Annotated in this window: 21 protein-coding genes; 17 read left to right on the forward strand and 4 right to left on the reverse strand. The window is 57.7% G+C overall.

Annotated features, from left to right (window positions below; translation table 11 throughout):
• Window positions 1-54 precede the first annotated feature (54 nt).
• Window positions 55-1,026, reverse strand: a complete 972-nt coding sequence (locus KQ940_RS14090; RefSeq protein ID WP_217414343.1) for a hypothetical protein — start codon at window positions 1,024-1,026, stop codon at window positions 55-57.
• A 178-nt stretch (window positions 1,027-1,204) separates the two neighbouring features.
• Here KQ940_RS14090 and KQ940_RS14095 point away from each other — a divergent pair, with 178 nt between their 5' ends.
• The 10 genes from KQ940_RS14095 to sthA all read left to right on the forward strand — a co-directional run bounded on the left by KQ940_RS14095 (window position 1,205) and on the right by sthA (window position 10,611).
• Window positions 1,205-1,669 carry an Lrp/AsnC family transcriptional regulator gene (locus tag KQ940_RS14095; RefSeq protein WP_217414344.1) on the forward strand — a complete coding sequence of 155 codons (465 nt, stop codon included), beginning with the start codon at window positions 1,205-1,207 and terminating at the stop codon, window positions 1,667-1,669.
• Between the two features lie 283 nt (window positions 1,670-1,952).
• Window positions 1,953-3,293 (forward strand): Na(+)-translocating NADH-quinone reductase subunit A, encoded by a 1,341-nt coding sequence (locus KQ940_RS14100; protein WP_217414345.1) that lies wholly within the window; start codon window positions 1,953-1,955, stop codon window positions 3,291-3,293.
• 12 nt (window positions 3,294-3,305) lie between these two features.
• The gene (locus KQ940_RS14105) at window positions 3,306-4,514 is read left to right on the forward strand and encodes an NADH:ubiquinone reductase (Na(+)-transporting) subunit B (RefSeq protein WP_217414346.1); all 1,209 of its coding nucleotides are present in this window, start codon (window positions 3,306-3,308) and stop codon (window positions 4,512-4,514) included.
• Window positions 4,504-5,283, forward strand: coding sequence for a Na(+)-translocating NADH-quinone reductase subunit C (locus KQ940_RS14110; RefSeq protein WP_217414347.1), 780 nt, complete (start codon window positions 4,504-4,506; stop codon window positions 5,281-5,283). The genes KQ940_RS14105 and KQ940_RS14110 overlap by 11 nt, the downstream gene beginning before the upstream one ends.
• Window positions 5,284-5,286: 3 nt before the next feature.
• Entirely contained in the window at window positions 5,287-5,946 is a 660-nt protein-coding gene (locus KQ940_RS14115) for an NADH:ubiquinone reductase (Na(+)-transporting) subunit D (protein WP_217414348.1), read from the forward strand.
• A gap of 16 nt (window positions 5,947-5,962) precedes the next feature.
• Window positions 5,963-6,571, forward strand: coding sequence for an NADH:ubiquinone reductase (Na(+)-transporting) subunit E (gene nqrE, locus KQ940_RS14120; RefSeq protein WP_217414349.1), 609 nt, complete (start codon window positions 5,963-5,965; stop codon window positions 6,569-6,571).
• 36 nt (window positions 6,572-6,607) lie between these two features.
• A complete protein-coding gene (gene nqrF, locus KQ940_RS14125) occupies window positions 6,608-7,837 on the forward strand; it encodes an NADH:ubiquinone reductase (Na(+)-transporting) subunit F (protein ID WP_217414350.1) in 1,230 nt (409 codons plus the stop codon).
• Window positions 7,838-7,842: 5 nt separating this feature from the next.
• Complete coding sequence (locus tag KQ940_RS14130; RefSeq protein ID WP_217414351.1) at window positions 7,843-8,871, forward strand: FAD:protein FMN transferase; 1,029 nt, start codon at window positions 7,843-7,845, stop codon at window positions 8,869-8,871.
• Complete coding sequence (gene nqrM / locus KQ940_RS14135; protein WP_217414352.1) at window positions 8,871-9,119, forward strand: (Na+)-NQR maturation NqrM; 249 nt, start codon at window positions 8,871-8,873, stop codon at window positions 9,117-9,119. Before KQ940_RS14130 ends, nqrM begins: the two co-directional genes overlap by 1 nt.
• Before the next feature lie 91 nt (window positions 9,120-9,210).
• A complete protein-coding gene (sthA, locus tag KQ940_RS14140; protein ID WP_217414353.1) occupies window positions 9,211-10,611 on the forward strand; it encodes a Si-specific NAD(P)(+) transhydrogenase in 1,401 nt (466 codons plus the stop codon).
• Window positions 10,612-10,666: 55 nt separating this feature from the next.
• Here the strand turns inward: sthA and KQ940_RS14145 are convergent, their stop codons facing one another.
• On the reverse strand, window positions 10,667-10,975 hold the full coding sequence (locus KQ940_RS14145; RefSeq protein ID WP_217414354.1) for a hypothetical protein: 309 nt from the start codon (window positions 10,973-10,975) through the stop codon (window positions 10,667-10,669).
• Window positions 10,968-11,531: a PilZ domain-containing protein gene (locus KQ940_RS23085; protein WP_217414355.1), complete on the reverse strand. Its 564-nt coding sequence runs from the start codon at window positions 11,529-11,531 to the stop codon at window positions 10,968-10,970. The genes KQ940_RS14145 and KQ940_RS23085 overlap by 8 nt, the downstream gene beginning before the upstream one ends.
• Before the next feature lie 89 nt (window positions 11,532-11,620).
• Between KQ940_RS23085 and KQ940_RS14155 the strand changes: the two genes are divergently transcribed.
• Both KQ940_RS14155 and KQ940_RS14160 read left to right on the forward strand, forming a co-directional pair.
• Window positions 11,621-12,862 carry a lipoprotein-releasing ABC transporter permease subunit gene (locus tag KQ940_RS14155; RefSeq protein WP_217414357.1) on the forward strand — a complete coding sequence of 414 codons (1,242 nt, stop codon included), beginning with the start codon at window positions 11,621-11,623 and terminating at the stop codon, window positions 12,860-12,862.
• A complete protein-coding gene (locus KQ940_RS14160; protein ID WP_217414358.1) occupies window positions 12,855-13,547 on the forward strand; it encodes an ABC transporter ATP-binding protein in 693 nt (230 codons plus the stop codon). Before KQ940_RS14155 ends, KQ940_RS14160 begins: the two co-directional genes overlap by 8 nt.
• Here the strand turns inward: KQ940_RS14160 and KQ940_RS14165 are convergent.
• On the reverse strand, window positions 13,538-14,077 hold the full coding sequence (locus KQ940_RS14165; protein ID WP_217414359.1) for a DUF2062 domain-containing protein: 540 nt from the start codon (window positions 14,075-14,077) through the stop codon (window positions 13,538-13,540). The genes KQ940_RS14160 and KQ940_RS14165 overlap by 10 nt on opposite strands.
• A 74-nt stretch (window positions 14,078-14,151) precedes the next feature.
• Between KQ940_RS14165 and KQ940_RS14170 the strand changes: the two genes are divergently transcribed.
• From KQ940_RS14170 to KQ940_RS14190, 5 genes are all read left to right on the forward strand, one after another.
• Entirely contained in the window at window positions 14,152-16,386 is a 2,235-nt protein-coding gene (locus tag KQ940_RS14170; RefSeq protein WP_217414360.1) for a DNA internalization-related competence protein ComEC/Rec2, read from the forward strand.
• 64 nt (window positions 16,387-16,450) lie between these two features.
• Window positions 16,451-17,071 (forward strand): MotA/TolQ/ExbB proton channel family protein, encoded by a 621-nt coding sequence (locus KQ940_RS14175; RefSeq protein WP_217414361.1) that lies wholly within the window; start codon window positions 16,451-16,453, stop codon window positions 17,069-17,071.
• A gap of 22 nt (window positions 17,072-17,093) precedes the next feature.
• Entirely contained in the window at window positions 17,094-17,513 is a 420-nt protein-coding gene (locus KQ940_RS14180; RefSeq protein ID WP_217414362.1) for an ExbD/TolR family protein, read from the forward strand.
• Window positions 17,513-18,505 carry a tetraacyldisaccharide 4'-kinase gene (gene lpxK / locus KQ940_RS14185; protein ID WP_246590069.1) on the forward strand — a complete coding sequence of 331 codons (993 nt, stop codon included), beginning with the start codon at window positions 17,513-17,515 and terminating at the stop codon, window positions 18,503-18,505. The genes KQ940_RS14180 and lpxK overlap by 1 nt, the downstream gene beginning before the upstream one ends.
• Complete coding sequence (locus KQ940_RS14190) at window positions 18,505-18,696, forward strand: Trm112 family protein (protein ID WP_188750036.1); 192 nt, start codon at window positions 18,505-18,507, stop codon at window positions 18,694-18,696. The genes lpxK and KQ940_RS14190 overlap by 1 nt, the downstream gene beginning before the upstream one ends.
• Window positions 18,697-18,699: the final 3 nt, after the last annotated feature.

Genomic DNA, 18,699 nt, shown 5'->3' on the forward strand with positions numbered 1-18,699 from the left:
GCGAAAAAAAAGCCGCCTGCGGAGACTCCGCCGCAGGCGGCTTTTTTGTGTGTCTCAGGCTTGGTCGGTGGTGGGGGCAGTATCGGGCTTGCGTTGCACGAACGCTAGCCGGGCAAGGATGGCGATGGCCAGGATCGCGAAGGCCAGACGTGCCCAGAGGATGGCGGATAGATCGGCGCCCAGTAGCATGATCAGCAGGGTATCTTCGATCAAGCTGTGGCAGAGTCCGAGAAAGCTCAGGGTCAGGAAAATATCCCTCTGGCTGATCCGGCCGGAGCGTGCCTCTCGAATCAGCAGTCCCGCACCGAAGGTTAGGCCGAGCACCGTGCCGATGACGGTGACATTCGCCGCTGCCTTGCCGATGCCGAGGAGGCGCAATACCGGAAACAGCAGGTAATGGATCAGGCGCTCGATACCCAGTAGCTGCAGCAGGCGCAGCAGGGCAAGCAGCGTCAGGATGATCGGGAAGATCAAGAGCAGGGTCTCGGCCTGATTCAGTGCCCACTCTGCAAGGCTTGTATCCAGGCTGCCTTCGGGGCGCCAGAGCAGGGTGCTGGGCGTCTGCAACAGCTCGAAGTGGCTGTAGATCAGGTTGGTCAGGGCGCCCAACACCAGGGCGCCTCCGATTCTGATGCTCAGGGTGGCTCGCCAGCCTACGCCTGCCGAACGGGCGACGGCGCCTTCGATCGGCAGGGAGTGCGCGAGCAGCATCAGGATGCCGAGTACGCTGACCTGGGCGACGCTCAGCGGCTGCTCCAGTGCGAGATTGAAAAATACCATCATCCCGGTATAGATATTGGTCAGCAGCGTTGCTGCCCAGACCAGTGCGATTGCGTCCGGTAATCCAAGCAGTTGCATCACTGGAGACAGCAGATAGGCCAGTGCCTCCGTGCCGCCGATCATGTCGAGCAGTTTGACGGCGATCAGGGTCGGTACCATCACCTTGACCAAGGTCCAGTACACCCTGGCCGTCTCCTTGATAATCTGGCTGCATTCCTGTCCTGCCTTCAATAGCGCAGTGGTCATGAGTCTGTCGTCCTTAGCTGGTTTGTCAGTGGTTGGGCGCTTTCGGTAGGGTGCGCGAATGGTGCTTATTTTAGGGATGTGCGGAAAAATAATTTCCAATAACTCAGCTGAAAATTTTCTAAAAGTTCATTTTTTTTGTTAGTTTCGAAACTAAATTAACTTCGCGGGTAGAATTGGGATGCTGGATCGAATTGATCGGCGGATACTCGGGCTGTTGCAGCAGGACTGTAGTCTCACCAATGTGCAGCTGGCAGAGCAGGTGGGGTTGTCTCCGCCGGCCTGCCTTAAGCGGGTGAGGCGCCTCACGGATCAGGGCTATATCGATAAGCGGGTGGCGCTGCTGGTGCCGGAGCGTTTCGGGCCGTCACTACACATGGTGGTGGAGGTGGAGATGGTCAGCGATCAGCGCCATGTGAACGAGGCATTTGCCAATCGGGTGCGGGCCTCCGCCGAGGTGAAACAGTGTTACCGGGTAACGGGGGAGGTGGATTTCGTGCTGATTGTGATGGTGTCCGACATGTCGGCGTATGAGGCGTTTTGCGAGCGGGTGCTTTATGCGGAGCCCAATATGAAAAAATTTAGAACGTTGATCTCGATGCGCAGAGAAAAATTCGATACGGCGATCGATGTCGATCGATCCTGAGATCGTGGGAGGCGCGTTATCGTGCTCTTGTCATGAGTGTTCGGCCTCGTTGTCGTAACCGAGCTCTCAAGTGGAGGAAGAATTGCCACTGAAAGTGCCTGATCGGAAAGGTACTTTGTAGAAAAATGACAAGGCGCTCAGGTATACTTGTGCGGATTTTTGGTGGCGTCTGGCAAATGCCTCTGTGAGACGTTCTGATCGATCGCTTAAATCGGTCAGGTAAGGGGGAGCGTGCAGAGCATAAACCAGGCGCCAGAACAGTTCATATTATTAGGTGAGGCGTATGATCAAGATCAATAAAGGTCTGGATCTACCTATTACAGGTGCACCCGAGCAGGCTGTTTCAGGCTCTGTCGATGTGCGCTCTGTAGCCCTCGTTGGCTTTGACTATGTCGGCATGAAGCCGTCCATGTCGGTCAAAGAGGGGGATCGGGTCAAGCTCGGTCAGGTGATCTTTACCGACAAAAAAACACCCGGCGTTCAATACACCGCACCGGGCGCAGGCGTAGTTCGCGAGATCAATCGCGGCGAACGTCGAGTCCTGCAGTCCGTTGTGATCGAATTAGATGACCAGGAAGATGCGGTCGAGTTCAATAGTTATTCGGCTAATGAACTTGGCGGGCTCAGCCGGGAACAGGTTGAGGACAACCTGATCCAGTCTGGGCTGTGGACAGCATTTCGAACGCGTCCGTTCAGCCGCGTGCCGCAGCAGGGTACGACACCGAACTCGATTTTCGTTACCGCAATCGATACCAATCCTCTGGCGGCCGATCCCGCTGTTGTTATCAAGGGTGAATCCGAAGCCTTCAAGCAGGGGCTTCAGGTGTTGACTCGTCTTGGTGGCAAGAAGGTGTTCCTGTGCGCGGCAGCCGGTGCGGGCTTGCCGAGCGTCGAGGGTGTGACCACTGAGGAGTTTGCCGGTGTGCACCCTGCGGGTAATGCCGGTACTCATATCCACTTCCTCGATCCGGTCTCCCGCGACAAGATGGTGTGGAGCATCGGTTATCAGGACGTAATCGCCATCGGTAAGCTGTTTACGACCGGTAAACTGGCGGTGGAGCGTGTGATCGCGCTCGGCGGTCCGCAGGTCGAAAAGCCCACTCTGTTGAAAGTACGCCTGGGGGCCTCGCTGGACGAGATCGTCTCCGGGCGCGTCAAGAGCGGCGAAAACCGCGTTATCAGCGGGTCGATCTGGAACGGCAGCACGGCTGAAGGGCCGCTGGCCTATCTTGGTCGCTACCACTCTCAGGTCAGCGTTTTGGCTGAAGGTAACTCACGGGATTTCATGGGCTGGATCGCCCCTGGTGCGGAGAAGTTCTCCGTGCTGCGGATGTTCTCCTCCATGCTGTCACCGGGTAAGAAGTTCAACTTCACCACCACGACCAACGGTTCCGAGCGTGCCATGATGCCCGTGGGTCAGTTCGAAGGGCTGATGCCGCTGGATATCCTGCCGACCCAGTTGCTGCGTGCACTGGTGACCGGGGATATCGTAACGGCGATGCAGCTCGGTTGTCTGGAGCTGGATGAAGAGGACCTCGCGCTGTGCACCTTCGCGTGCCCGGGTAAGTACGAGTACGGTCCGATCCTGCGTGACAACCTGACGCGCATCGAGCAAGAGGCGTAAGCGAGGCTGGCCATGAGTTTGAGATCTTTTCTGGATAATCTCGAGCCGCACTTCCACAAGGGCGGTAAATACGAGAATTGGTATGCGCTTTACGAAGCGGTCGATACCATCTTCTACACCCCGGGTAAGGTGACCAAGAGCGCAGCGCACGTGCGTGACGCTGTCGACCTGAAGCGCATCATGATCCTGGTGTGGATGTGTACATTCCCGGCAATTTTCTTCGGTATGTACAACCTGGGCCTGCAGGCCAATACGGCGATGGCCGAGCTGGGGCTGACCGAAGCTACCGGTTGGCGCGGCGCCATCATCGGCTCGCTAACCGGGTTCGATCCGAACAGTGTTTGGGACAACCTGATCTACGGTGCCGTGTACTGGCTGCCGGTGTATATCACCACCTTTGTGGTGGGTGGATTCTGGGAAGTGCTGTTCGCGATGAAGCGCGGTCACGAGGTCAACGAAGGTTTCTTTGTCACCTCTGTGCTGTTTGCCCTGATCCTGCCACCGACCATTCCGCTGTGGCAGGTAGCCTTGGGCATCAGCTTCGGTGTCGTGATCGGCAAGGAAGTGTTCGGTGGTACCGGCAAGAACTTCCTTAACCCGGCGCTGACCGGCCGCGCCTTCCTGTTCTTCGCCTACCCGGCCAACATGTCAGGTGATGCGATCTGGACGGCTGTCGACGGTTTCTCCGGCGCAACGCCTCTGGGTCTTGCGGCTGCCGGCGGTGTTGACCAGATCCTGGCCAACAACATCACCTGGATGGATGCCTTTATCGGTACGATTCAGGGCTCCGTTGGCGAGACATCGACTCTGGCGCTGTTGATTGGCGGTGTGATCATCATGTTCGCGCGTGTCGCGGCCTGGCGTATCGTTGCCGGTGTGTTGCTCGGTACTGTCGTCATGTCGGTGCTATTTAACATGATCGGATCCGACACCAACCCGATGTTCTCCGTGCCGTTCTACTGGCATATGGTACTGGGTGGTTTTGCCTTCGGTATGTTCTTTATGGCGACCGATCCGGTTTCCGCTTCGATGACCAACACCGGTAAATGGGTATTCGGTGCCCTGATCGGTGTGATGGTGGTCCTGATCCGTGTCGTGAACCCGGCCTTCCCGGAAGGGATGATGCTGGCGATTCTGTTCGGCAACCTGTTCGCCCCGCTGATCGATAGCTTTGTCGTGCAGGCGAATATCAAACGGAGGATGAAGCGCAATGTCGTCTAATAACGATACTATCGGTAAAACGCTTACCGTTACGATCCTGCTTTGCGTAATCTGCTCCGTGGTTGTGTCTGCTGCAGCAGTTATGCTCAAGCCCAAGCAGGTAGCCAACAAGGATCTGGACCGCAAGTCCAATATCCTGGCGGCTGCCGGTATTGCCGATCCGTCGAAATCGGTTGATGAGCTATTCAAGCAGATCACCACTCGCTATGTCGATCTGGACAGCGGCAAGTTCGTTGAAGCGCCTGTTGCCAACTACGACGCCCGAAAGGCTGCCAAAGATCCCCAGTTGGGTGAGAAGCTTGGCCGTAGCGAAGATATCGCATCGATCAAATACCAGGCGAAGGTGATGCCGGTCTATCTGGTTGAATCCGGCGATGGTTCGATCGAAAAGGTGATTCTGCCGGTTCACGGTTACGGTTTGTGGTCTACACTGTACGGTTTCCTCGCATTGGAGGGTGACCTGAATACGGTGGTGGGGCTGGGCTTCTACTCCCATGCCGAAACACCGGGGCTTGGTGGTGAGGTGGATAACCCGCTGTGGAAGGCGCTATGGCCTGGTAAGAAGGTCTACGCCGACGATACCTCTGATCCGGAAATTCACCTGGTTAAGGGTAGTGTGGATCCCTCGACGCCAAATGCCGAGTACAAGGTAGATGCACTGTCCGGTGCGACGCTGACCAGTAACGGTGTAACCCACCTGATCCAGTTCTGGATGGGTAAAAATGGTTATGCGCCGTTCCTGAACAACCTGCGTGCAGGGGAGGCTTAACAGATGTCCAAGACAAATGAGGTCCTGGTAGGGCCGATAGTCAAAAACAACCCGATTGCACTGCAGATCCTCGGTATCTGCTCTGCACTCGCGGTTACGTCAAACCTTAAAACCGCGTTGGTAATGGGTATTGCCGTATCGCTGGTAACGGCGTTCTCCAACCTGTTCATCTCCGCAATCCGCAACCAGATTCCGGGCAACATTCGTATCATCGTACAGATGACGATCATCGCCTCCCTGGTAATCGTGGTAGACCAGATCCTGAAGGCGTTTGCCTACGAGATCTCCAAGCAGCTGTCGGTATTCGTTGGTCTGATCATCACCAACTGTATCGTCATGGGACGCGCGGAAGCCTTCGCCATGAAGAACCCGCCGGGTATCAGCTTCCTCGATGGTATCGGTAACGGTCTCGGCTACTCACTGGTGCTGATGTTCGTTGGTACGATTCGTGAGCTGTTCGGCTCCGGTTCGTTGTTCGGTATCGAGATCCTGCCGTTGATCAACAATGGTGGCTGGTATCAGGGTAATGGTCTGTTGCTGTTGCCACCGAGTGCGTTCTTCATCATCGGTATGTTCATCTGGATCATCCGCTCCTGGAAACCGGAGCAGGTCGAGAAGCCGGAGTACGTGTTGGCGTCGAACACCAAAGGCGCTGAGCATTAAGGGGGCTGCGTAAGTTATGGAACAGTATATCAGCCTTGCTGTCAGGGCGATTTTCGTTGAAAACATGGCGCTGGCCTTCTTCCTCGGGATGTGTACCTTCCTGGCGATCTCGAAGAAGGTGCAGACCGCTATCGGTCTGGGTGTTGCCGTTGTCGTGGTCCTGGTGATCACGGTTCCGGTCAACAACCTGATTTACAACTATCTGCTTCGTGAGGGAGCGCTGTCCTGGGCGGGCTATCCGAACGTGGATCTGAGCTTCCTGGGTTACATCTCCTATATCGGGGTTATCGCGGCGATCGTTCAGATCCTCGAGATGTTCCTCGATAAGTTCGTGCCGGCACTGTACAACGCGCTTGGCGTGTTCCTGCCGTTGATCACCGTAAACTGCGCCATCATGGGTGCTGCACTGTTTATGGTCGAGCGTGACTACACCTTCGGTGAAAGTGTGGTTTACGGCGCAGGTGCTGGTCTCGGTTGGGCGTTTGCGATTACCGCTTTGGCAGGTATCCGCGAGAAGCTCAAGTACAGCGACGTCCCTGAAGGCCTTCGTGGCCTCGGCATCACCTTTATCACTGTAGGTCTGATGTCTCTGGGATTCATGTCGTTCTCCGGCGTCCAGCTGTAAGGCGGGCATGAACAGTTTTAAGGATGGATTGAACCTATGAATGCAGAAATCATTCTGGGTGTGGTCATGTTCACGGCGATGGTGCTTGCACTGGTTGCCGTGATCCTGGCCGCACGAGCTAAACTGGTCAGTTCCGGTAATGTGACGATCGAGATCAACCATGATCCGGAAAAATCGATCACTGTACCGGCGGGTGGCAAGCTGCTGCAGACCTTGGCCAACAAAGGCATCTTCCTGGCATCGGCCTGTGGCGGCGGTGGCACATGCGCACAGTGCAAGTGTCAGGTAATGGACGGTGGCGGCTCCATGCTGCCGACCGAAGAGTCGCACTTCACCATGCGTGAGGCGAAGGAGGGCTGGCGTCTCTCCTGTCAGGTCGCCGTGAAGCAGGACATGAAGATCCACGTCGAAGACGATGTCTTTGGTGTGAAAAAGTGGGAATGTACCGTCGAGTCCAACCCGAACGTGGCGACCTTCATCAAGGAGCTGACGCTGCGCCTGCCTGAGGGCGAGAGCGTGGACTTCCGTGCCGGTGGTTACGTTCAGCTGGAAGCGCCTGCGCACGAAGTGCACTACAAGGATTTCGATATCGAAGAGAAGTTCCGTGGTGACTGGGACAAGTTCAACCTGTGGCAGTATGTGTCCAAGGTCGACGAACCGGTGATCCGTGCCTACTCGATGGCGAACTATCCGGAAGAGCGCGGTGTCGTGAAGTTCAACATCCGTATCGCGTCTCCGCCTCCAGGCAGTCAGGGTATCCCGCCGGGGCAGATGTCCTCGTACGTGTTCAGCCTGAAGCCGGGTGACAAGATCACCGTGTACGGACCCTTCGGTGAGTTCTTTGCCCGTGAAACCGATAACGAGATGGTATTTATCGGTGGTGGTGCAGGTATGGCGCCGATGCGTTCTCACATCTTTGACCAGCTGAAGCGCTTGAACTCTACCCGCAAGATCTCCTTCTGGTATGGCGCGCGCTCCATGCGCGAGGCGTTCTACGTGGACGAGTTCGACAAGCTGGCTGAAGAGAATCCGAACTTCAAGTGGCACCTGGCGCTGTCGGATCCGCTGCCGGAAGACAACTGGACCGGCTACACCGGCTTCATCCATAACGTGCTGTACGAGAACTATCTGAAGGACCACGAGGCGCCTGAAGATTGCGAGTACTACATGTGTGGACCGCCAATGATGAACTCCGCGGTCATCAAGATGCTGCTGGATCTTGGTGTAGAGCGTGAAAACATCCTGCTCGACGACTTCGGCGGTTGATAGGGATGCGCAGGCTTATCAATAGTCTGGGATGGCCAGTAGCTCTGCTGCTGGCCGTTTTCTTTTTGGCGGGATGCGAAAAGACCCCCGAGGTGGTTGGCTTTAACGGCCTGACCATGGGAACAAGCTTCAGTATCCGCTGGGTCGATACGGATCCGGCACGGGTCGAGGCGCTGCGCCCGAAGGTTGGTGAGGTGCTGAAAGAGGTCAATCAGCATATGTCGACCTACATCCCCGATTCCGAATTGTCGCAGTTCAACAAGGCGCCGGCCGGAAGCCGGGTAGCGCTATCCGAGGGGCTGGCACATGTCGTTGCTGCCGCCCTGGAGCTTAGCGCGCAAACGGATGGCGCTTACGATGTCACTGTCGGACCGCTGGTCAATCTCTGGGGCTTTGGTCCGGATGGTCGCGTCGTCAACGCGCCGTCGCCGGAGCAGCTCGAAGCGCTGCGCTCCCGCGTCGGCTACAAGTCACTGACGCTGTCGCCCGATGGTCGGCTAACCAAGGCGGGTGACCAGTATGTAGATCTCTCCTCCATCGCCAAGGGGTACGGCGTCGACCGGGTAGCCGAGCTGCTTGAGCGCGAGGGGATTGGGAGCTATTTGGTCGAGATCGGGGGAGAGCTACGCGCCAAAGGGCTGAAGCCGGACGGCAGTGATTGGCGGGTGGCGATCGAGAGTCCTGTCGAGGGTGTGCGTGAGATCGAGCGTGTCATCAGCGTCAAGGATATCGGTATCGCGACCTCCGGTGACTACCGAAATTATTTCGAGCAGGATGGTGTGAGATTTTCACACACTATCGATCCGCGTACGGGTTATCCTATTCGTCATCGGCTGGCATCCGTAACCGTGTTGCGGCCTACCTGCATGGAGGCAGATGCGCTCGCTACAGCGCTGATGGTGTTGGGTGAAGAGGAGGGGCTTCGCTTTGCGCAGGAGCGGAATATAGCCGCGTTTTTCATTGTCAAACAGGATAACGGGTTCAGGGAGATATCAACGCCCGGATTTGAGGCATTCCTGAAGGAGGTTAACTGATGGATATCATGATTCTGACGTTCGTGGCCCTGCTGGTGATCATCGGGGCGATGTCGATCGGCGTATTGATGGGGCGTAAGCCGATTGCGGGTTCCTGCGGCGGCATGAGTGCGCTGGGTATGGAGACGGCGTGCGACATCTGCGGTGGCGACAAGGCTCGTTGCGAGAAGGAGCAGCGCAAAGACGACTGCGAGACGCGCAAGAGCATCGAAGAAGAGCTGGCGTACGAAGTGAAAGCCAGAGGGTGAACCATAAATCTAAAGCGTAATGGGATTGCCGGGCGTCAGGGGGTATCTTTGGCGCCGGGTAATAATTGCTTTTTTGCAGAAGGGGAGTTGAATGGCTGAGTATGACTATGATGTCGTGATTATCGGTTCGGGGCCTGCCGGTGAGGGGGCCGCGATGAGCGCCGCCAAGAAGGGCAGGCGGGTTGCGGTGGTCGAGGAGCAGGATACCGTCGGCGGTAACTGCACACACAAAGGCACCATTCCGTCCAAGGCGTTGCGACACTCGGTCAAGCAGATCATCGAATTCAACACCAACCCGATGTTCCGAGACATCGGTGAGCCGCGCTGGTTTTCCTTTCCCAAGGTGCTGAATCGCGCAGAAAAGGTAATCTCCAATCAGGTGATGCTCAGGACCAACTTCTATGCGCGCAACCGGGTCGATGTGTTCTTCGGACGTGCTCAGTTCCGCGACAAGGGCGAGGTAGTCATCGAGGGGCGCTCAGAAGCGCGAGAGGTGCTAAAGGCCAAGAATATTATTATTGCCACCGGCTCCTCTCCGTACATGCCGGCCGATATCGATTTTAACCACCCCCGTATCTATAACTCCGACACCATATTGAAGCTGGGCCATACGCCCAGGACGCTGGTGATCTACGGAGCTGGCGTTATCGGCTGTGAGTACGCATCGATCTTCAGTGGCCTTGGCGTTAAGGTCGATCTGATCGATACCCGTGACCGGCTGCTGTCGTTCCTCGACAGCGAGATCTCCGATGCACTGAGTTACCACCTGCGTAACAACGCGGTTAAGATCCGGCATAACGAGGAGTACTCCTCGGTCGAGGGTGACGCCCATGGTGTCATCATCAATTTCAAGTCGGGCAAGCGCATACGGGCTGATGCCTTCCTCTGGTGTAACGGTCGTACCGGTAATACCGCTCATCTCGGTTTGGAAAATATCGGTCTTAGCGCTAACAACCGTGGTCAGATTACGGTCGACGAACACTATCGCACCGAGTGTGAGGGCGTGTACGCGGTGGGTGATGTGGTGGGCTGGCCGAGCCTGGCATCCGCGGCGCTGGACCAGGGGCGTGCGGCAGCCGCTGATATGCTGAACGGCGAGGATTTCCGCTACATCAACGAGGTGCCGACCGGTATCTATACCATTCCTGAGATCAGTTCGATCGGTAAGACGGAAGAGGAGCTGACGGCGGAGGCCGTGCCTTATGAAGTGGGCCAGGCGTTTTTCAAGGATACTGCGCGTGCCCAGATCTCGGGCGAGCCGGTCGGTATGTTGAAGATCCTGTTCCATCGAGAAACGCTGGCGATCCTGGGTATCCACTGCTTCGGCGACCAGGCATCGGAGATCGTGCATATCGGACAGGCGATCATGGCGCAGGAGGGAGCTGCCAACACGTTGAAGTACTTCGTTAATACCACCTTCAACTACCCGACCATGGCGGAGGCTTACCGAGTCGCGGCGATTGCGGGTCTGAACCGGATCGAGAATCTTTGAGGTCGGCGTTGGTGTGATAAAAAAGGGGGGTATCCCCCTTTTTTGATATCTGCATTCAGCGTTCTTTGTTCGGACTTTGGTCTTTGTCCAGAGAGCGATAGTATTCCTCTTCGAGGTAGCGGCCCTTGATCTGGAGGCGGCGTTCCAGCCAGCGATTGACCAGGGTCCAAAGAGCAAAGGCGGGTGTCATCATGATCATGATTGATAGCATCAATGCGGCGCCGGAGTAACCCTCTGGAGCCACTTTGGTCGCCCAATCCATAACGCCGAGTTCCCGACCCGCATAAAACCAGAGTATGAGGAAGAGGAAACCCGCACCGGTACCGAGATGATGCAGCAGGGTCTGCTTTGAGGGTTTAGCCATGCAGCTGTGCCTGGCGTTCGCGGGCCTGGGCTTCGATAATCAGCCGCGCCAACAGCGTACGGCAGCTTTCCGGCATCTTGTGGAAGGCGATACCGATATCGAAGTTTTGCTCTTTTGGTTCGCAACGCTGAACTTCGGCGTAGAGCAGTAGTCCCAGGCTGTTCTCGGGGAACACCAGTTTAATTGCCAGCAGTGTGCCCAGCTCCAGTGCCTCCTCGGCGGTAAAGGAGAGGCCGCCTTCGCTGAGGTTGATGATCTGCATGTGGGTTGAGTCGACCTCCAGCTGGCTGTCGGCCAGGGTGCGCCCGATGAGATCGATCTTTTTGTTCAGATGTTGCAGATAGGTCGCCAGATGTGGAGTAGACTCTGCGATTTTGTAAACGAGGTGCTGACATTCGGCATCGATGCCGGACAGCTGGCTTTGCAGTAGAAAGTAGGGCGATACGTTGAACTGGTAAGGCTTGGAAGAGCTCGCCACATCCGCCTCAGAGACGATTTTATAATCCAGTACGACCGGGTGGTCGATACGGTAGAATTGTCGGCGGTCCTGATCCACGGTGGGCTCCTTTTGGCTTTCGGTTCGTCGCCAGTATAAACAAATATCCTGCCGGTCTGTTAGCCGGCAACCGTTAGAAAGAGCACTCAATGTATAAACCGCTATCGCTATATGTCGGTCTGCGTTATACAGCCGCAAAACGCGGCAATCACTTCATTTCATTCATATCGCTGGTGTCGATGCTGGGATTGATGCTGGGAGTTGCGGCGTTGATTGTCGTGCTCTCGGTGATGAACGGCTTCGACCGTGAATTGAAACAGCGGATCCTCGGTATGGTGCCTCATGCGACCATAGGGAATTACGGCAGCCCTCTGCCGGATTGGCGCTCTTTGGCCCAGGATGTGGTCAATAGCGAGGGGGTCGAAGGGGTGGCGCCGTTCGTCCAGGCTCAGGGTATGCTGACCCACGCCGGCCGGGTCCAGGGCGTGTTCGTCAACGGTATCAGTCCCCGAGATGAAACCAGCGTCTCGATCATTGCGGATCATCTCAAGGTGGGTCGTCTGGATGATCTGGAAGCGGGCGAATACCGGATTATTCTGGGTGAGCTGTTGGCACGTTATATCGGTGTACGGGTGGGTGACAAAGTGACGCTGGTACTGCCGGAGGCGTCGGTTAGCGTGGCGGGCATTACGCCGCGGATGAAACGCTTCATTGTAAGCGGAATATTTTCGGTCGGCGCCGAACTGGATGCCAACCTGGCGTATATCGATATCGATGATGCGGCCAGGTTGAAGCGGATGGAGCCGGGGACGGTAGAGGGTCTTCGCCTGCGCTACTCGGATCTGTTTCAGGCGCCGCGGTTGGTGCGCCAGTTGGCGCAGTCGAGAGCGCTCAGTGCCAGCGACTGGACTCGAACCCATGGCAATCTGTTTCAGGCGATCCAGCTTGAGAAGCGGATGATCGGCCTGTTGCTGTTGCTGATCGTATTTGTGGCCGCGTTCAATATCGTGTCGACACTGGTCATGGTGGTCACCGACAAGCGCGCGGATATTGCGATCCTGCGCACGATGGGGGCCACACCTGCGACCATACTGCGCATATTTATCGTTCAGGGCGTGGTGATCGGGGTAGTGGGAACCCTGCTCGGCATCTTGTTGGGTATCACTTTGGCCCTGACGGTGACCGATCTTGTGGCCTGGATCGAGCACACTTTCGGTATCCAGTTCCTGTCCGCGGACGTCTATTTCATCAGTTACCTGCCGTCGGAGCTGCAGTGGGGCGATGTCAGCCAGATCACGCTGGCGGCCCTGGCGATCAGCTTTGTTGCCACTATCTACCCCGCCTGGCGGGCTTCAAGGACTCAGCCTGCGGAGGCGTTGCGTTATGAGTAATCCGGTGCTCTGGGTTTCGGATGTACACAAAAGCTACCGGGAGGCCGGTAATGCGGTGCCGGTGCTGGACGGCGTGAGCCTCAGTGTCGCCGCCGGCGAGCGACTGGCGATAGTGGGATCGTCCGGCAGCGGCAAGAGCACGCTGCTGAATATCCTCGGTGGCCTGGATCGCCCCGACGCTGGCGAGGTGAAGGTCGCCGGCGAAGCGCTGTTCCAGATCAGCGAGGCGCGCCGCGCCGCGGTTCGCAATCGTCATCTGGGTTTTGTCTACCAGTTTCACCACCTGCTCAACGAGTTCAGTGCTTTGGAGAATGTGGCGATGCCGCTGTTGATTGCGCGTCGCTCGGCGACCGAGGCGCGCGCCGAGGCGCAGATGCTGTTGGAGCGTGTGGGGTTGGAACATCGTGTCAAACACAAGCCCGGCCAGCTCAGCGGTGGCGAGCGTCAGCGCGTGGCGATTGCGCGGGCGCTGGTCTGCCGCCCCGCCTGTGTGCTGATGGATGAGCCTACAGGTAACTTGGATCGGCACACGGCGGAAGAGGTCGAACTCTATCTCGATAAACTGAATCGGGAGTCGGGAATCGCTTTCGTTACCGTGACCCATGATCTGGCGCTTGCGCGGCGGATGGATAGGGCCGTCGAGATACTGGATGGTAAATTACAGCCTTGGGTCGATCAGTCCTGATCGTGCCGTTTTCGATAGCGGCCGGGCTTGCGCTTACGCCAGTGGTGGTTGACGTGCCAGATCCAGAACCACTGGATACAGACGTAGCTCAGGAGCGCCAGGATTATGCCGGTCAATACGGAACCCAGCAGCAGCGGCCACCAGATGGCGGCCAACTCGGTTTGCAGCGTCGCCAGATCCCAGTGGAACTCTATCTGCTCCTGTATGCGGGTATCCAGCAGCCAGGCGCCAATACGGTAGGTAAAGTAGAATACGGGCGGTATAGTGATCGGGTTGGTGAGCCACACCAGGCCGATGGAGACCGCCAGGTTGCTGGCCATCAGCAGCGCCAGGACTGCGGCGATCAGCATCTGGCCAGGTACGGGTAGAAAGGCACAAAAGATACCGACCAGGAAGGCGCGGGAAACCGATTTGCGGGTAAGATGCCAGAGGTTCGGATTGTGCAAGTGGTCGCCCAGCCAGCGCAGGGAGGGGTGCGCACGCAGTTTGTGCTGATCCGGCATGTACTTCTTGAATATTTTGCGCGGCATACTGAAAGCGTTCACTCATCTTGTGGGGCAATTATGCCGACAGTGACTGCGTAAGCCAACAGTGAAGATCAAGGATGATCGTATTTATCAGCGGGTTACTGGCAGTTGCCTGGTTACCCAGCCTTCATTACACACCCTTGCTGGTGGCGTTTGCGCTGCCGTTCATGCTGCGTCGACGTCTGCGTCAATCGATCCTCCTGTTCAGTTTGGGCGTGGCGTACGCGGCCATCTGGGGCGGTTGGCAGTTGAGTCATCGATTGCCCGACCGTTTCGCTCGTGCCGATGTCGATCTGGTTGGTGTCATCGACGAGCTGCCACGACTGCAGGGGCGGCGGCAGAGCTTCACACTTCGCATTATTTCGATAGACAGCGAGGAAGCTGGGCTGTTGCGTCTGCGTCGTCTCAGTCTATCGCATTATGATGCGAAAGAGGTGTTAAAGGCCGGTGACCGAATAGCGGCTAGAGTCAGGCTTTTTCCGCCTCGAGGATTGAGTAACCCCCATGCGTTCGACAGTGAGCGCCGATTCCTTGTCGAGTCTATCGATGCGCGGGGGTATGTCAGGTCTCTCGAATCGAAGGCGAGATCGGGTTTCACACTGCCCGGAGTGCGCCAGCAGCTGGCCGATCGTCTCGATCACCATTTCGAGCCCCGGGTATCGGTTACTCTGCGGGCGCTGGTATTGGGAGATCGCAGCGGGCTTGATCCCGACGGCTGGAAACTGCTGAGCGAAACCGGTACCGCTCATCTATTGGTTGTCAGTGGTGTGCATATTGCCGTAATGGCTGGCCTGGGTTTGATGTTGGCGCGTTGCCTTGGATTGCTGCTGTTGTGGGGTGGGGGCGATTCACGAACTGTCAGGATGGCGGGGTTGCTGTTTGCCCTGCTGCTCGCGTGCACGTATGCATTGATTGCAGGCATGGGGCTGCCGGTGCAGCGTGCGCTGATCATGGTTGCCGTATTTATCGGCGCCGAATGGTGGTTGCGTCCGGTCACGGCTTGGCAGCGTTGGCGGACCGCCCTGTTGGGTGTCAGTCTGCTGCAGCCTCTTGCGGTGATCGAGCCCGGCGCCTGGCTCTCGTTTGGCGCGGTTGCGCTGCTGATCTGGATCTCTCAACTGGGCATAGGTTCCGGTGGACGCTTGGGCCAGTGGTGGAGCGTGCAGGGGCGGCTGTTTATCGGCATGATGCCGCTGTCGGCGCTGCTGTTCCAGCAACTGGGATTTTTGGCGCCCGTGGTGAACTTTGTTGCGCTGCCCGCCGTATCGCTTCTGATCATGACGTTGCCTCTGCTGCTTCCGCTGGTTTTTCTGGGTGCGCTGTGGCCTGCCGATCTCCTGTCCTGGGCGGTTGAGACGTTCTGGCAGGGTATTGCACTGTCGAGGGCTGAGTTGGGTTTGTATCTGGCACTGCCCCGGACAGAACCTTTCGTGCTGCTCCTGGCTGTCGCGGCAGTGCTCTGGTGGTTGTTCCCGTTGCCTTTGAAGTGGCGTTGGTTGTCGATCTGTATGCTGTTTCCTCTACTGTCCATCGAGGTGGAGCGACCGCCCGAGGGCGGTTTTGAGGCAAGGATGTTCGATGTCGGTCAGGGTTTGGCTGTGCTGATCGAGACAGCGGAAGGGGCCATCATCTATGACACGGGGCCAGGCTACCCGGGCGGCGGCAGCGCCTTCAACTATGCCGTGGCGCCACTGTTGAAGGCGAGGGGGCTGTCCGGTCTCGAGCAGGTCGTGATCAGCCATGGCGACAGCGATCACAGCGGTGGTTTTGCGGCTTTGCAGAAGGGTTACCGCTACCGGGAGCTGGTGCTTGGTCAGCCGCTGGACGGCGTCAAAAATTGGACCGATTGTGCGCGCCAGCCGGGCATTGAGCTCGGTGGCGTGCGTTTTCGGTACCTGCAGGCCTCTGCCGGGGTCCTCGGAAACGACAATGCGTACTCATGTGTACTGGTTGTCGAGAGTCGGCGCTGCGTGCTGGTGATTCCCGGTGATCTGGAGATAGAAGGTGAGAGGGATCTTGTGCGCCGATACCGGTTGCCGGGCGCCGACTGGCTGGTGGCTGGTCATCACGGCAGCCGAACCTCCACCTCTACGGAATGGTTGGATGCATTGCAGCCGAAAGAGGTGCTGTTCAGCCGTGGCTTGTTTAACCGCTTCGGACACCCGGCGGCGGATGTGGTTGAGCGGGTGCGTGAGGCGGGGGCCGTGATCCATGATACGGCAAGGGAGGGCGCGTTACGTCTTGAGGCGGGTGAGGAGTGCAGGACCAGTGCCTGGAGGCAAAGGAAAAAACGTTACTGGACAGCAGGTTAACGCCCTACTCAGGTTTGCGGCGGCTGTGGTAAAGTAGCCCTTCGAACGAGCAGGAGGAAGCGTAGTGTTTGAGTTGATTCGGGCTGGCGGCTGGCTGATGGTGCCGATTATCGGATGCTCCATTCTGGCGTTGGCGATCGTCACAGAGCGATTCATCACCCTGCGCGATTCCCGGGTGGTACCCAAAGGCCTGCTGGCCCAGGTGTGGGAGTTGGTTCGCAGTGGCGAGATGACACCGGAGCGGATGCGCAGCATCAAACATGAAAGCCCATTGGGCGCCATCGTGGTCGCCGGACTCAACAGCTCGGCCCACGGTCGAGAGGTGATGAAAGAGAGCATCCAGGAGGCCGCGACACTGGTCGTGCATGAGCTGGAGCGATTTCTCAATAGTCTCGGCACCATCGCGGCGATCGCACCTCTGCTGGGTCTGCTGGGCACGGTAATCGGCATGATCAAGGTGTTTACCGAGATCATGATGCAGGGTACCGGTAACGCCAACGTGCTTGCTGGCGGTATCTCGGAAGCGCTGATCACCACAGCGGCGGGGTTGTCGGTGGCGATTCCCACCTTGGTGCTGCACCGCTATTTTCAGCGCAAGGTCGATACGCTGGTGCTGACCATGGAGCAGGAGTCGATCAAGCTGGTTGAGATCGTGCATGGTGAGCGCGATGTCGATTTTCGTTGATACTGGATCGATGGAGGTCTGAATGCGATTCCAGCGTCAACGTCGGGAAGAGGTCAGCGTAAATCTGACGCCACTGATCGATGTGGTATTCCTGCTGCTGATCTTCTTTATGGTGTCGACCACCTTTACCAAGGAAACCCATCTGGAGGTCGATCTGCCCGAGGCCAGTTCGGCCCAGACTCAGAGCGAGGTCGAGTCGGTCGATGTAGTGATCAACGCCGATGGCAACTACAGCGTCAACGGCCAGGCGCTGGTCAACACTCAGGCGATGACGCTCAAGAGTGCGATCCTGAAAGTCGCCGGTGAAGATCGTACGCTACCCTTTGTTATCACCGCAGATGGCAGTACGCCGCACCAGTCGGTCGTGACCGCCATGGATGTGGCCGGTCAGTTGGGTTTCGCCAAGCTCAGTATCACCACCAGGGTGCCGGAAACCCGCTGATGTCGCTGGAGCGTAGTTGGTACGCAGATGCCTGGTGGCTGAAGCTCTTGCGTCCCGTTTCTGTGCTTTTCCGCACCCTTGCCGCCCGACAACGTCGCGCCCGAACGGCGCAGCAGTGGCGAGCTCCCGTGCCTGTGATCGTCGTCGGCAATATCACCCTGGGTGGCAGCGGCAAAACCCCGGTCACGCTGGCGTTGATCGAGATGCTGCGTGCGCGTGGGTACACGCCGGGGGTGGTCAGCCGCGGTTATGGCGCGAAGCCGCCGCATTACCCCTTCATCGTCAGCGCCGATACCTCTCCCGCCGAGGGCGGCGATGAGCCTTGCCTGATCGTGCAGCGCACCGGCGTGCCACTTGTCATCGATCCCGACCGCCCGGCCGCCGTCCGTGCACTGTTGGCCGCTAGCGACTGCAACATCGTGATCAGTGACGATGGTCTGCAGCACTATGCGCTGGGGCGTGATCTGGAGCTGGCCGTGGTGGATGCCCGGCGTGGCTTGGGAAACGGTCGCTGTGTGCCGGAGGGGCCGCTGCGCGAACCGCCCGAAAGGCTGCTGCAGGTCGATCGGGTGATCCTCAATGGCGCAGGCGAGTTTGCCTTTGACGGTGCCAGCCATATGCAGCTTGTGCCGGGTAAGCTAGTCGAACTGGACACCGGGCGTGAACTGATGAGCGATCAATGGATCGACTCACATCAAGTGCATGCGCTGGCCGGAATAGGTCATCCGACACGTTTTTTCGATACACTACGTACATTGGGCTTCGATCCTGTCGAACATCCACTCAAGGATCACGCATCCATCGAGCCTGGCCAGCTTAGGTTCGAGCCCGAGCTGCCGCTGATCATGACCGAAAAAGACGCGGTCAAGTGTCGAGGCTGGGCGCCGGCAAACTGCTGGGCGCTGCGCGTGGATGCTCAATTCGATGCTGAATTCGAACCCTGGCTGGATCTTCAGCTGAACCGATTGCAACAACTTTACGGGAGTCCGTGATGGACCAGAAACTGCTTGATATCCTTGTGTGCCCGGTTTCCAAGGCGCCGGTGGAGTGGAACCGGGAGACCAATGAGTTGGTCTGTCGTACCAGTGGACTCGCTTATCCGATCCGGGATGATATCCCGGTCATGCTGGAGAGCGAGGCGAGAACCCTGACCGCCGACGAGCGTCTGCACGAGAAGAAGTGAGCG

This window comes from Marinobacterium ramblicola (assembly GCF_019084545.1).
Classification (GTDB): Bacteria; Pseudomonadota; Gammaproteobacteria; order Pseudomonadales; family Balneatricaceae; genus Marinobacterium_D; species Marinobacterium_D ramblicola.